This window comes from Pantoea sp. At-9b (genome assembly GCF_000175935.2).
Lineage (GTDB): Bacteria > Pseudomonadota > Gammaproteobacteria > Enterobacterales > Enterobacteriaceae > Pantoea.
Window position 1 is genome coordinate 4071209 of sequence record NC_014837.1, and the last position, 13837, is coordinate 4085045.

At 56.4% G+C, this 13837-nt stretch carries 11 protein-coding genes; 9 read left to right on the forward strand and 2 right to left on the reverse strand.

Features of this window, described 5'->3' with window-relative positions:
• Window positions 1–205: 205 nt before the first annotated feature.
• Window positions 206–1021, forward strand: coding sequence for a TIM barrel protein (locus PAT9B_RS18820; protein WP_013510857.1), 816 nt, complete (start codon window positions 206–208; stop codon window positions 1019–1021).
• 98 nt (window positions 1022–1119) lie between these two features.
• Here PAT9B_RS18820 and PAT9B_RS18825 read toward each other — a convergent pair whose 3' ends face one another.
• The gene (locus PAT9B_RS18825; RefSeq protein WP_013510858.1) at window positions 1120–2340 is read right to left on the reverse strand and encodes an MFS transporter; all 1221 of its coding nucleotides are present in this window, start codon (window positions 2338–2340) and stop codon (window positions 1120–1122) included.
• Window positions 2341–2574: 234 nt separating this feature from the next.
• Between PAT9B_RS18825 and PAT9B_RS18830 the strand changes: the two genes are divergently transcribed.
• The 8 genes from PAT9B_RS18830 to PAT9B_RS18865 all read left to right on the forward strand — a co-directional run bounded on the left by PAT9B_RS18830 (window position 2575) and on the right by PAT9B_RS18865 (window position 12647).
• Window positions 2575–3288, forward strand: a complete 714-nt coding sequence (locus tag PAT9B_RS18830; RefSeq protein ID WP_013510859.1) for an ABC transporter ATP-binding protein — start codon at window positions 2575–2577, stop codon at window positions 3286–3288.
• Window positions 3266–4240 carry an ABC transporter substrate-binding protein gene (locus tag PAT9B_RS18835; protein WP_071883916.1) on the forward strand — a complete coding sequence of 325 codons (975 nt, stop codon included), beginning with the start codon at window positions 3266–3268 and terminating at the stop codon, window positions 4238–4240. The genes PAT9B_RS18830 and PAT9B_RS18835 overlap by 23 nt, the downstream gene beginning before the upstream one ends.
• 3 nt (window positions 4241–4243) lie before the next feature.
• A complete protein-coding gene (locus PAT9B_RS18840; RefSeq protein ID WP_013510861.1) occupies window positions 4244–5896 on the forward strand; it encodes an iron ABC transporter permease in 1653 nt (550 codons plus the stop codon).
• Between the two features lie 267 nt (window positions 5897–6163).
• A complete protein-coding gene (locus PAT9B_RS18845; protein ID WP_013510862.1) occupies window positions 6164–7768 on the forward strand; it encodes an EAL domain-containing protein in 1605 nt (534 codons plus the stop codon).
• Window positions 7743–8702 carry a D-2-hydroxyacid dehydrogenase family protein gene (locus tag PAT9B_RS18850; protein ID WP_013510863.1) on the forward strand — a complete coding sequence of 320 codons (960 nt, stop codon included), beginning with the start codon at window positions 7743–7745 and terminating at the stop codon, window positions 8700–8702. The genes PAT9B_RS18845 and PAT9B_RS18850 overlap by 26 nt, the downstream gene beginning before the upstream one ends.
• Window positions 8703–8959: 257 nt before the next feature.
• On the forward strand, window positions 8960–10465 hold the full coding sequence (gene proP, locus PAT9B_RS18855) for a glycine betaine/L-proline transporter ProP (RefSeq protein ID WP_013510864.1): 1506 nt from the start codon (window positions 8960–8962) through the stop codon (window positions 10463–10465).
• Window positions 10466–10586: 121 nt separating this feature from the next.
• A complete protein-coding gene (hemB, locus tag PAT9B_RS18860) occupies window positions 10587–11564 on the forward strand; it encodes a porphobilinogen synthase (protein ID WP_041525865.1) in 978 nt (325 codons plus the stop codon).
• Window positions 11565–11678: 114 nt separating this feature from the next.
• Window positions 11679–12647 (forward strand): diguanylate cyclase, encoded by a 969-nt coding sequence (locus PAT9B_RS18865; RefSeq protein WP_013510866.1) that lies wholly within the window; start codon window positions 11679–11681, stop codon window positions 12645–12647.
• Window positions 12648–12664: 17 nt separating this feature from the next.
• Here the strand turns inward: PAT9B_RS18865 and PAT9B_RS18870 are convergent, their stop codons facing one another.
• The gene (locus tag PAT9B_RS18870; protein ID WP_013510867.1) at window positions 12665–13672 is read right to left on the reverse strand and encodes an alpha/beta fold hydrolase; all 1008 of its coding nucleotides are present in this window, start codon (window positions 13670–13672) and stop codon (window positions 12665–12667) included.
• Window positions 13673–13837 lie beyond the last annotated feature (165 nt).

The following is a 13837-nucleotide window of genomic DNA, read 5'->3' on the forward strand; positions in this document are numbered from 1 at the left end:
TTGGAAAATTTCCTTTTAGCGGGCTGGATCGCATTTTTTCTCAAGCTACATCCCCGATACCCGTCTGCAGAAACCGGGTATCCGAAACGAAATATGAAATTTTTGCGAGGCAGATCCAATATCTGATATTTCATAATTCACTAACAATGAAATAAATGTTTTCTTTAGCCCCATCTTACCCGCATATCATTACAGGAGCCGCAGCATGGCCATCGATCCCACCCGTTTCTGTATTAACCGTAAAATTGCCCCAACGCTGTCGCTGGAAGCGTTCTTCCAACTGGTACAGCGACTGGGCTTGAACAAAGTCGAACTGCGTAACGATATGCCGAGTGGCAAAGTCACCGATGACCTCAGTGCCGCTGCACTGCGCGCGTTAGCCGACAAATATCACATCGAAATCGAAACCATTAACGCGCTCTATCCGTTCAACCGTGTTGATGACGCGCTGCTGGCGAAAACTGAAGCCCTGTTGCAGGAAGCACAGCAGATCGGCGCCAAAGCGCTGGTGATGTGTCCGCTCAATGAAGGGATCGCCATCTCCCCGGAACAGACGCTGGCGGCGCTGCAAACCCTCGCTCCCCGCTTTGAACATTATGGTATTCAGGGACTGGTGGAGCCACTCGGTTTCCCGATCAGCTCGTTGCGCTCGGCGGTGAAAACCCAGCAACTGATCCGCGATGCGCAGGTGCCGTTCAAACTGCTGCTGGATACCTTCCACCATCACCTGTACGAGAACGCCGAGCTGGAGTTCCCGCAAGAGATTGATGTGAATCAGATCGGTCTGGTGCATCTGTCTGGGGTGGAAGATAGCCGTCCAACGGCGCAGCTCACCGACGAAGAACGCATCATGCTGAGCGATAAAGATGTGTTGAACAGCGTGGCGCAGGTGAAGCGTCTGGAGCGGCTCGGCTACAAAGGTATCTACGCCTTTGAACCTTTCTCTTCGGAGCTGGAGAAGTGGAGCGCCAAAGACATCGAACGTGAAATCCGCGCCAGTATCGAATTGCTGCAAGCCTGACAAAAAACGGGGCGTCTGTCCGTCGCCCCGTCTGCCCTACCCTTATCTGTGTCACTGACACAACTTTGTAGTGATTGGCCTCGGTCGGAGGCCTCTTTTTAATTCTCTTTGATTTCGATTGGCGGCGTGGCTGGCTGACGTCGACTCATCCGCAGCGTACTTATCAGCGCCAGACACACCAGCAACGCGGTAAGAAAGTAGACCAACGGCACGCCCGCGAAGCTCATGATAAAACCGGCAATCGGTCCGGTGATCCCCAACGATAAGTCCATAAAGGCGGTATAGGTGGCGAGCGCGCTGCCCTGATTCTGCTGCGGCACCACTTTGACCGCCACCACACCAATCGCCGGGAACACCAACGAGAAACCCGCGCCGGTAAAGAATGCACCGACTTTCGCCATCCAGGGATCAAACGATGCCGCCACGAGGAACAGGCCAATCGCCTCGACCGCAAAACAGATGCTGGCAACCCGTAAACCGCCAAGACGGTTGATGGCGTTGGGGAACAGCAAACGCGTACCGACAAAGGCGGCACTAAACAACGTTAGGGCGAACGCTGCACCATCCCAGCCTTTATCCTGATAGAACAAGGTGATAAAGGTAGCGATCACCCCAAACCCTGCCGACCCCATCGCCAGAATCAGGCCAAAACCGTAGATTTTGCCCAGCACATCGCGAAACGGTAGAGGTTTGGCTTTGCTGCCTTTCACCGGCGCACGTGGCAACGCCAGGGCAATCGCCAGCACACAGATCGCGATGATCACCCCGGAAAGCAGCAACAGCCCGCCGCTACGGAAAATCACCACGCCCAACGGCGCGCCAATCGCCATCGCCCCGTAGGTAACAATGCCGTTCCAGGAGATAACGCGGCCAATATGCAACGAGCCGACGCGCGCCACGCCCCACAGCGAGGTGCCGGTGCCGGAGAAACTCTGGCCAATACCGAGAATCACCCTGCCGAGACAAAGCAGCCCGAGGCTGAGCACCGTCCAGCTTTCGGTCAGCGCCGAAAGCAAGATACATAATCCACTGATAAAACAGCCGAACAGGCCGATCACCACCACTTTTTTCGGTCCCCACTGGTCAGCATAGCGTCCGGCATGGGGGCGGCTCAGTAGCGTGGCGAGATATTGCAGGCTAATCACCAATCCGGCCCAGAAGGCACTATACCCCAGTCCGTCATGGACAAAACCGGGTAGTACCGCCAGCGGCAAACCGATGGTGAGATAACTGGCAAAGTTGAACATCACGATGGAGAGAATCAGTAAATTTAGACGGAAAGGCGTTAAAGCAGGTTCCGCGGCAGGCTGGTCAGGCATGAGTAATTGCGCTCGTGTTTGACGAAGTTTTTATAACAGAACGTTTACTATACGCCTTTTATCCCCCGGCGCATCATAGCCTCTGATGATATTTGGTCATCATTTCGTCATATCGCCACCGTAGACTCGCCGCCAGTGAAATCCCAAAGAGGATAACAATCTGATGACGCTCCTGATAAACCATCGGGTGCGCGTGGCGTTTAACCGCTTCCTGTACGGCATGGGAGGTGGGCGATGACGCGTGTCGCGCAACCTATCGAACTAAAGAACCTCAGTTGGTCTGCGGGTAACCTGACCATTCTGCACGATCTCTCCCTGACCATTCCGGCCGGACAAACGCTGGCGCTGCTTGGTCCTTCTGGCTGTGGCAAAAGTACGCTGCTGAAACTGCTGGCGGGTTTGCTGCAACCCACTTCCGGTGAAATCTGGCTGGGCGACCAGTGCGTCGCCTCTGCCACGCATTGCGCCGCACCGGAAGCACGCAACCTCGGCATGGTATTTCAGGATTACGCGTTATGGCCGCATATGAGCGTGGCGCAAAACGTCGCCTTCCCACTGCGCATGCGCGGCGTAAAAAAAGCGGCGGCACTGGAACAGGCGCAAGCCGCACTGGCCCAGGTGGGTCTGAGCGACTTCGGCGATCGTAAACCCGCGATGTTATCGGGCGGCCAGCAGCAGCGGGTGGCCTTAGCGCGCGCGCTGGTCGCGCAACCGGCGATCCTGCTGTTCGACGAACCCTTATCTAACCTCGATCGCGATCTGCGCGAAACCCTTGCGCAGCATATGGCGCAGTTGCTGCGCGCCGCAGGGATCACCGCCGTTTACGTCACCCATGACCGCGAGGAAGCCAACACCCTCGCCGATCGCATTATCCATCTGGCGCAGGGCCAGATTGTTTCAGTCACTGACCTCTCAGGGGAAAACCATGCCATCTCTCAAATCTGTTAAAACAGGAGCCATCAGCGCGATGATTTTGACCTCCGCCATGATGATGATGAACGATGCCGAAGCACTGACGGTGTACACCGCCGGGCCGGGATCGCTGGCGAAAAGCCTCGCCGCCGGGTTTGAAAAACAAACCGGGGTTAAGGTGAATATTTTCCAGGCCACCACCGGCAAAGTGATGGCGCGTCTGGAAGCTGAGCAGGCGAATCCGCAAGCAGATGTGTTGATCTCCGCTTCCTGGGATACTGCCGAAGATTTGCAACAGCGTGGCTGGCTGCTGCCTTACCAAAGCCCGAACGCGGCTAACGTCCCGGCCGCGTTTAAAACCGATGCTTACGTGGCACAAGGCATCTCCGCGCTCGGCATCGTCTGGAACACCAACAGCCATACCCCGGAGCCGAAAACCTGGCAAGATCTCACTGGCCCGGCGTTTAAAGATCAGGTCACCACCCCCGATCCGGCGCTGTCCGGGGCTTCCCTCGACTTGTTGATTGGTTTGCAGAACGGCGAAGGCGAAAAAGCCTGGCAGTTGTTCGATCAATTGAAAGCCAACGGCATGGTGATCAGCGGCCCGAACGCCCAGGCAGTGACCCCGGTATTGCAGGGCGCAAAAGCGGCGGTGTTTGGCGCGGTGGACTACGTGACTTACAACAACATCGCGCAGGGTGAAGCGGTGAAAGTGATTTTCCCGGAAAACGGCACGGTGGTCGCGCCACGTCCGATGATGATCCTGAAAACCAGCCAGCACACGGCGGATGCTAAAGCCTTTATCGATTATGTGTTGTCGGATGAAGGCCAGCAGCAGGTGGCGAAAGCCTGGTTGATGCCTGCACGTACCGATATTAAGGCGCAACGCCCGCTGATCACTGAAATAAAACTGTTGCCGATGAATCAGGATGGCGGTGGCGATCGCGCGGCCGTGCTGAAACGCTTTGCCACCTTGTTCGGGCAATAAGCCATGTCGCGTGCCCTGTTTAACGGCCTGATCCTGCTGGCGTTGCTGGTGCTGGTGGCGCTGCCGCTGCTGTTTATTGTGCTACAGGCGCTGTTTCCGCATCTGAGTGAAGGCGAGTGGCGCGGTGCTTTCAGCGCGCTTCCGGCATTGCTGGAAGACCCGCAGTTAGTGCCAATGTGGCTGGGCACGCTGAAAATTGGCCTGGGTGTGGCACTTGGCAGCCTGCTGCTCGGGCTGCCACTCGGTGCGCTACGCGGGTTGTTTCGCCTGCCCGGCGCAGCGCTGTGGGACCTGTTGTTTCTTATCCCGTTCCTGACGCCACCCTATATCGTGGCGCTGGCCTGGACGCTGGCGCTGCAACGCAATGGTTACGTTGCCCAACTCACCGGGTTGAACTTCGATAGCCTGCTGTTTAGCAGCAGCGGCATGATGCTGGTGATGACACTGAATATCTTTCCGGTGGTTTATTTTGCGGTGTCACGTTCGCTGATGGCCAGTGGACAACGTCTGGCGTGGGTAGCACGGGTGCATGGCGCTTCCGCGTGGCGTGCTTTTTATCAGGTCACCCTGCCGCTGACCTTACCGGCGCTGGCGGGGGGCGTGCTGCTGGCTTTTACCCTGGCGATTGAAGAGTATGGCGTCCCGGCGGCGCTCGGCGCACGTGCCGGGCTGACGCTAATGACGGTCGGCATTGAACAGAAGTTGGCCGACTGGCCGATCGATTTACCGGGTGCCGCTTCGCTATCGCTGATGCTCAGCCTGGTGGCACTGCTGGCATGGTTTTGCCAGCGCAAACTCACCGGCAGCAGCGATGTCACGGCGGTGAGCGGCAAGCCGGTGGCGCAGGAAGCCGCCAACGCCGGTCGCTGGCAGTTACCCATGCTGCTGCTGTTCGTCGGCACCGCGCTGCTGGCAGTGGCGTTACCGCTGGGGGCGATGACGCTCAGCGGTTTGCTGAATACCCTGTCCGGCGGTATTCAGGTCAGCAACCTGACGTTACGCCACTTCGGCGCGCTGTTTAGCCAGCAAGGCGATGCGCTGGCGGCCTTCTCCACCAGCATCGGACTGGCGCTGGGAGCGGCGTTGCTCACCGGGCTGCTGGGCTTTCTGATTGCCTGGCGCGTGGCCGAAGGCAAAACCCGTTTGCTGGCGCTGATGGATGGCCTGGCGCTGCTGCCCGCCGCGATGCCAGGGGTGGTGATTGGCGTGGGGCTGATTTTGCTGTGGAATCGCGGTTTCTGGCCAGTTTCGCCGTACAACACGCTGGCGATTTTGCTGCTTTCCTACAGTTGCCTGCTGCTGCCATGGCCGGTGCGCTATGTCAGCAGCGCTTTACGCCAGATTGGCCCGACGCTGGAACCCGCCGCCCGGGTGCATGGCGCTTCGCGCTTGCAGGCGTTGCGATTGATTGTGCTGCCGTTGGTGGCTCCGAGCCTGCTGGCGGCAATGATGATGGTGTTTGCTGTCGCCTCACGCGAATTGGTGACGTCGCTGATTCTGGCCCCGGCAGGGACACAAACCGTGGCGATCTTTATCTGGCGGCAGTTTGAGCAAGGTTCGGTCGGACAGGGTATGGCAATGGCGACCCTGACGCTGCTCGCCAGCCTCAGCCTGATGCTGGCCGCACTGGCACTGCTGCGCCGACAATCGCGCTAGCCTGTTTTTGCGCGATAAATAACCGCATATCTCCGTAGCGGCGCGATTTATCGCGCTTTCAGTTCGCCATTCATCGCACTTTTCTTCCTGGGAAATGCCAAAAATGGCAAAACATTGTCAATAAACGCAAACCAGGGTCGATAATTGACCTGGGTCAGTTTGGTGCGAAATCAAAACGCTAACATGCACGCCCTTGGGAAAGTGCTATGCTGCTGAAGCAGCAGCATCGCGCCCTTCCCGCTGCTTAAACCTACCGAGGGATGCCTGGTGCCACCGCAGAGACGAAACCGCGATTTTGGCTGGCTGTTGATTGTTTGTGCCGGGCTATTGCCACTGGTGCTCGGTATTCTTTGCACGGCGATTGAAGCGCGCCACACTGTGCATCAGCAGCAAATCAATACCGCCAACTCGCTGCTGGCTCAGGCGGAAAGAATGAGCGACAGCGCCTGGGATATGATCACGGATTTGCGTCAGTTCCACTATCAGCCGTGCTCGGCAATCGAAGGCAAGCTGCAACGTGAAGGTAACCTGAACGCCTATTTTCGCTCCATCGGTAAGCTGGAGGGCGATAACGTCACCTGTTCCTCGGCCTACGGTATGTATCCGGGCACCCTGAGCGAAATGATATTGCGCCAACCGCCGGTAACCGGCAAAGCCTGGTGGAGCATCTCCCTTCGTGGCACCTATGGTGTGCCGGACCGCCCGGCGGTCATCTTTGTGCGGCAACTTCCTGATGGTGAGGGCTTCTGGGCGGTGATTGATGGCCAGTACCTGATGGACTTTATGCGCGCGCTGGGTGAATCACGTAACTATCACATGACGATGCGTTTTAACGACGGCGCACCCATCACCAGTGGGCCAGTCGAAGTGCAGCCGGAAATCTGGTTAAAAAGCGAACCACTCCTGGCGCAGTCCAGCCGTTATCCCATCAGTGTCGAGGTGGTCGTCCCGCCCAGCGAGCTGTTAAAGGCGTGGCGGCAGGCGCTGTTCATTTTCCTGCCGATGGCGGCGATTTTTTCCATTCTGCTGATGATCCTCACCGCCAATTGGCTGCGTCGGCGTATCTCCTGGCGCGATGAGATTCGCCGCGCGATGCGCAACCGCCAATTTTCGGTCCATTATCAGCCGGTCTACAGCGTCGCTGAGCAGCACTGTAACGGTGTCGAAGCCTTACTGCGTTGGCATTTGCCGAACGGCGATACGATCCGACCTGACATCTTTATCAGCGCGGCAGAAGAAGAAGGGATGATTGTGCCGCTGACGCGTCATTTGCTGGAGCTGATGGCGGAAGATATTCAGAGCTGGCAGGTGGCGCCTGGGTTCCATATCGGGCTGAATCTGGCCGCAGAACATCTACAACACCCGGATTTCGTCAAAGATATTGAGCTGTTCGCCCGACGTGTGCAGGACAAAAAATTGCAGATTACGCTGGAACTGACCGAACGCAGTTTAATTCACGACGGCGAGGATGTGGCACGCAAGCTGCGGTTGTTGCAGTCGCAAGGCATGAGGGTGGCGATCGACGATTTCGGTACCGGTCACTGCTCACTCAGCTATCTCCTCACCTTCCCGCTCGATTATCTGAAAATTGATCGCGGCTTTATCAACGCCATTGAACGGCTGGATGGCGAAACCCCGGTGCTGGACGCGATTATCAATCTGGCACGCAAGCTGCAGCTTGAGGTACTCGGCGAAGGCGTTGAAACCTCGTTACAATTCCAGTACCTGCAACAGCGTGGTGTGCTATTTATTCAGGGCTATTATTACGCCTGGCCAATGGATAATGACCGGCTGCGCACGTGGCTCAACGAGCAGGGGCAGCAGCCGCTACGTGTTGAGGAATCCCATGAGTCTGAACTGTATCATTCTTGATGATTACCAGAATGTCGCCCTGACGCTTGCCGACTGGACGACGCTGGCCCCCCTGGTCCACACCACCACGCTTACCACCCACATTGACGATCCCGAAACACTGGTCAGCCAGATTGCAGATGCCGATATTCTGGTGGTGATGCGTGAGCGTACTCCGCTCACGGCTGAGCTGATTGGCCGTATGCCGAAACTGAAACTGGTCGTCACATCGGGGATGCGCAATGCTTCCATCGATCTCGATGCCTGCCGCGAACGTTATATCGCGGTTTGTGGCACAGGCAGCAGCAGCGCACCACCGCTGGAGCTGGCCTGGGGCTTATTGCTGGGACTGGCACGCCATATCGTTAGCGAAAATCAGGCACTGCGCCACAACGGTCCGTGGCAACAGACGCTGGGTATCGGGTTGCAGGGCAAAACCCTGGGGTTGATTGGGCTGGGTAAAATTGGTGGTGAGATGGCGAAAGTGGCCCAGGCATTTGGCATGCGGGTATGTGCCTGGAGCCAGAATCTCACGGCGGAGCGCGCAACCGCCTGTGGGGCCGAAAAAATGGCTTCGCTGCACACCTTATTGCAGGCGAGCGATGTGGTGTCGCTGCATCTGGTACTGAGCGATCGCACCCGTCATCTGCTGGATGCCGACGCGCTGGCGCAGATGAAAACAGGCGCGTTGCTGATCAATACCTCGCGTGCTGGCCTGGTTGACCAGGCGGCCATGATCGCCGCCTTACAACGTGGGCAACTGGCCGGTGCCGGTCTGGATGTGTTTGATCAGGAACCGCTGCCTGCCGATCACCCATTGCGCCAGTTACCGAACGTCCTCGCCACACCCCATTTGGGTTACGTGGCCGACAATAATTACCGCACTTACTTCACCGAAGCAGTGGAAAATATCGCCGGTTGGGTGAAAGGTGCGCCGCTGCGTTCACTGCTGTAAGCCCACGTTTTCCGCCCCCTCGCAGCCATAGTTTAAGCCAGAAACCCATCGGTTTTTGGCTTAAACATGACAAATATCACACAAAAACGGTATACTCTGCCACGGGATGCAATAATTGCCAGCGTAATTATTGCAATGGCAAGCCAGAGAAAAGCACTTTTTACGGCTATGCTTTAATTTTCTCAACGCCGCGGACTGACCGTTATCATCCGGTCCGCGCCGTTGAGGACTTTCTGATTCCAGGACAGGGTAACCTCATGAAAATTCGTAGGAAACGTGTAAAACCGATCGGGCTGGATGATGTCACCATCATCGACGATGCCCGTTTACGTAAGGCCATCACCGCGGCATCTCTGGGTAACGCGATGGAATGGTTCGATTTTGGTGTCTATGGCTTTGTGGCATATGCGCTGGGTAAAGTATTTTTCCCGGATGCCACGCCCGGCATTCAGATGATCGCCGCACTGGCGACCTTCTCCGTGCCGTTCCTGATCCGTCCGCTGGGTGGCCTGTTCTTCGGCATGCTGGGGGATAAATACGGTCGACAGAAAATTCTCTCCATCACCATCGTCATCATGTCGCTCAGTACCTTCTGTATCGGCCTGATCCCTTCATACGCCTCTATCGGCATTTGGGCACCGGTACTGCTGCTGATCGCCAAAATGGCCCAGGGCTTCTCGGTGGGCGGTGAATATACCGGTGCCTCGATCTTCGTTGCCGAATACTCGCCGGATCGGAAGCGCGGCTTTATGGGCAGCTGGCTGGATTTCGGCTCCATCGCCGGTTTCGTGTTGGGGGCGGGTCTGGTGGTACTGATCTCCACCCTTATCGGGGAGGAGCACTTCCTGGAGTGGGGCTGGCGTCTGCCGTTCTTCCTTGCGCTGCCGTTAGGCATTATTGGCCTGTATCTGCGCCACGCTCTGGAGGAGACCCCGGCGTTCCAACAGCATGTCGACAAGCTGGAACAGGGGGATCGTGACGGTCTGCGCGACGGCCCGAAAGTCTCGTTTAAAGAGATCGCCAGCAAGCACTGGAAAAGCCTGCTGGCCTGCGTGGGGCTGGTGATTGCCACTAACGTCACCTATTACATGCTGTTGACCTATATGCCGAGCTACCTGTCGCATAACCTGCACTACTCGGAAGATCACGGCGTGCTGATTATCATCGCCATTATGATCGGGATGCTGTTTGTGCAGCCGGTGATGGGGATGCTGAGTGACCGTTTTGGCCGCCGTCCGTTTGTCATTATCGGTAGTATCGCGCTGTTCATCTGCTCCATCCCGGCATTTATGCTGATCAACAGCGGCGTGATTGGGCTGATTTTTGCCGGTCTGTTGCTGCTGGCGGTGATCCTGAATGCCTTTACCGGCGTGATGGCCTCCTCGCTACCCGCCATGTTCCCGACCCATATCCGCTACAGCGCGTTGGCCAGCGCCTTCAACATTTCGGTGCTGGTTGCCGGTCTGACGCCGACCGCCGCCGCCTGGCTGGTCGAGTCCACCAATAACCTCTATATGCCAGCGTACTATTTGATGGTGATTGCGGTGATTGGTTTGGTCACTGGCCTGTATATGAAAGAGACGGCGAATAAACCGCTGATTGGTGCGACACCTGCGGCATCTGACATTGAAGAAGCACGTGAAATTCTCCAGGAACATCACGACAACATTGAGCAGAAAATCGAAGATATCGATGCTGAGATCGCAAAACTGGAAGCGAAGCGTAAAAATCTGGTGCAGCAGCACCCGGATATCAACGAGTAATTCCCCGCCACTCCCGCTCCGGCGGGAGTTTTCATGTACTGCGCAGCACACAAACCTTCATCGACCAGCGTGAAAAGGAGTAGACTGTCGCTACTTTTTTCACCTGTAAGTAAGAATGAGCATGTCTGATTTTTCCCTTATCCAGCGTCCAAGAAGGCTGCGTAAAAGCGCCGCGATGCGTGAAATGTTCCAGGAAACCAGCCTGAGCCTCAGCGATTTGGCCCTGCCGATCTTCGTTGAAGAAGGGGTGGACGATTACAAACCCATTACCGCGATGCCCGGCGTGATGCGTATTCCAGAAAAACGCTTGGCATATGAAATCGAACGTATCGCCAAAGCGGGTATCCGTTCGGTGATGACCTTCGGTATCTCACATCATACCGATGCCACCGGCAGCGATGCCTGGAACGAAAACGGTCTGGTGGCGCGTATGTCGCGTATCTGCAAAGAAACCGTGCCGGAAATGATCGTCATGTCCGACACCTGTTTCTGCGAATACACCAGTCACGGCCACTGCGGTGTGCTGTGCGACCACGGCGTCGATAACGATGCAACCCTGATTAACCTTGGCAAGCAAGCGGTGGTTGCTGCACAAGCCGGTGCCGATTTTATTGCACCGTCAGCCGCGATGGACGGCCAGGTTAAAGCCATTCGCCAGGCACTCGACGCCGCCGGGTTTACCGATACCGCGATCATGTCGTACTCCACCAAGTTTGCCTCCTCCTTCTATGGCCCGTTCCGTGAAGCGGCGGGGACGGCACTGAAAGGCGATCGCAAAACTTATCAGATGAATCCGATGAACCGCCGCGAAGCGATTCGCGAGTCGCTGATTGATGAAGCGGAAGGGGCCGATTCGCTGATGGTGAAACCAGCCGGAGCCTACCTCGACATCCTGCGTGATATCCGCGAGCGCACTACGCTGCCGCTGGCGGCCTACCAGGTCAGTGGTGAATACGCGATGATCAAATTCGCCGCACAAGCCGGTGCCATTGATGAACGCAATGTGGTGCTGGAAAGCCTTGGTGCCATTAAGCGCGCCGGTGCCGATCTGATTTTCAGTTATTTTGCCCTTGATCTCGCCGAGCAAAAAATGCTCTGATCACCGTTACGCTTATCAGCCGTTTTTTGGCGGCTGGTAAGCTATTACGGCCATCTTTATTTGTGGCACAACACCAGTTCTGTCGTACCTGCATCTAATAAGAAGAGTAACGCGATGAAAGCACCTGCACTGCCCGCAGACGAGTCATATCGTCTGGCTCAGTTACGTGCGCTCAACATTCTGCATACCCCGGCAGAAGAGCGTTTTGACCGTCTGACCCGCCTCGCCCGTCGTCTGTTCGGCGTGCCGATTGCGCTGGTAAGCCTGCTGGAGGAGGACCACCAATGGTTCAAATCTATTGCGGGCCAGTCCGGCGAAACGGCACCGCGCAATACTTCCTTTTGCGGCCATGCCATCCTGCAGGATGATGTGATGGTGGTGGAGAACGCGCTGGACGACGATCGCTTTTACGATAATCCCTTAGTCACTGGCGAGAACCCGGTGCGCTTCTATGCGGGTTGCCCGCTGCGTACCCCTGCCGGTGCCAAAGTCGGCACGCTCTGTATCGTCGACCACCAGGCACGTTCGTTTGATGCCGATGATTGCCACACACTGCGCGATCTGGCGGCGATGGCGGAAGCTGAACTGATCGCCTTTCAAACCGCAACCTCCGACGAACTGACGCAAATCACCAACCGCCGTGGCTTTATGACGCTGGGACAACTGGCGTTGAACGAATGCCAGGTGAAACAGTTGCCCGCCAGCCTGACGTTTCTCGATCTCGACCGCTTTAAAGAGATTAACGACACCCTCGGCCATCGCGAAGGCGACCGTGCGTTGATGGATTTTGCCGATGCCATGAAGGTGAGTTTCCGTCATGCGGACCTGTTTGCCCGCTTAGGGGGAGATGAGTTTGTGGTGCTGTTTAACGGCCTGCAACAGGCGGATGCCGAAGGGGTACTGGCGCGCTTTGATCGCCTGTTGCAAAAACAGACGCATGACCTGAACCGCCGTTATCAGCTGCATTTTTCGTCCGGTATCGTCGAGTTCGATCCGCACCATCCGCTGGCGCTGGAGCAGTTGCTGGAAAGCAGCGACGAACGCATGTACGCCACCAAAAAATTGCGTAAGCAGGCACGATAAATCGCGCGGTATTGCCCCTACCGCGCTAACGCGTCAAGCAAGGTCTGGTTAAACTTCTGCGGTTCTTCCATTTGTGGCGCATGCCCCATGCCGGGGAATTCAATCAGGCGCGCACCCGGAATCAGTTTTGCTACCTGTTTCCCCAGCACGTTGTAATGCCCCAGTTGTGCTTTCACGGCTGGGGGGGCGATATCGCTGCCAATCGCGGTGGTATCAGAGGTGCCGATCATCAAGGTGGTCGGCACGCGCAGATCCTTGAATTCGTAGTACACCGGCTGAGTAAAAATCATGTCGTAGATCAGCGCCGAGTTCCAGGCGACTTTTTGATGTCCCGGGCCACTGTTCAGCCCGGCCAGCATATCGACCCATTTGTCATATTCCGGCTTCCACTGGCCGACGTAATAGGTCTGCTGTTCGTACTTTTTGATACCCGCAGCATTGAGCTTCAGCTCGCGCTGATACCACTGATCCACCGAACGCCAGGGTGCCCCTTTCGCTTTCCAGTCTTCCAGGCCAATGGGGTTCACCAGCACCAGTTTTTGCGTTTGCTGCGGATACATCAAGGCATAGCGTGTCGCCAGCATGCCACCGGTGGAGTGGCCGACAATCACCGCTTTATCGACACCCAGTTGCTGCAATAACTGATGGGTGTTTTGCGCCAGTTGCTGGAAGGTGTATTGATAATTCGCCGGTTTACTGGAGCTACAGAAGCCAATCTGGTCCGGGGCGACCACGCGATAACCCTGCTGGCTCAATGCCTTGATGGTATCTTCCCAGGTCGCGCCGCAGAAGTTTTTACCGTGCATCAGCACCACGGTCTGGCCATTGGCATGCTGTGTGGGCGGCACATCCATATACCCCATGCTGAGCGTCTGCTGCTGGGAGGGGAAGGTAAAGTGCTGCAACGGATAAGGATACTGGAATCCTTCCAGTTGTTCGCCATAGACATTGGCGGCCAGCGCCGATGCGCTGCTCATCAGCATGAGTGAAGAGATCAATAACTTCATGGGTAAACGTAACGCCATCAGGACATCTCCTGTCAGGGCAAAGCGTCGAGTGTGGCATGTTACGCGTATCGCTGTATTGATGGGCCGTGCCATCAGTAAATTTCTCTGATGTATAAAGGTTTTGGGATTTTACGTTAACTAATTCGGGTTAGTGACGGATATTTCCTCAACAAATAAACAACA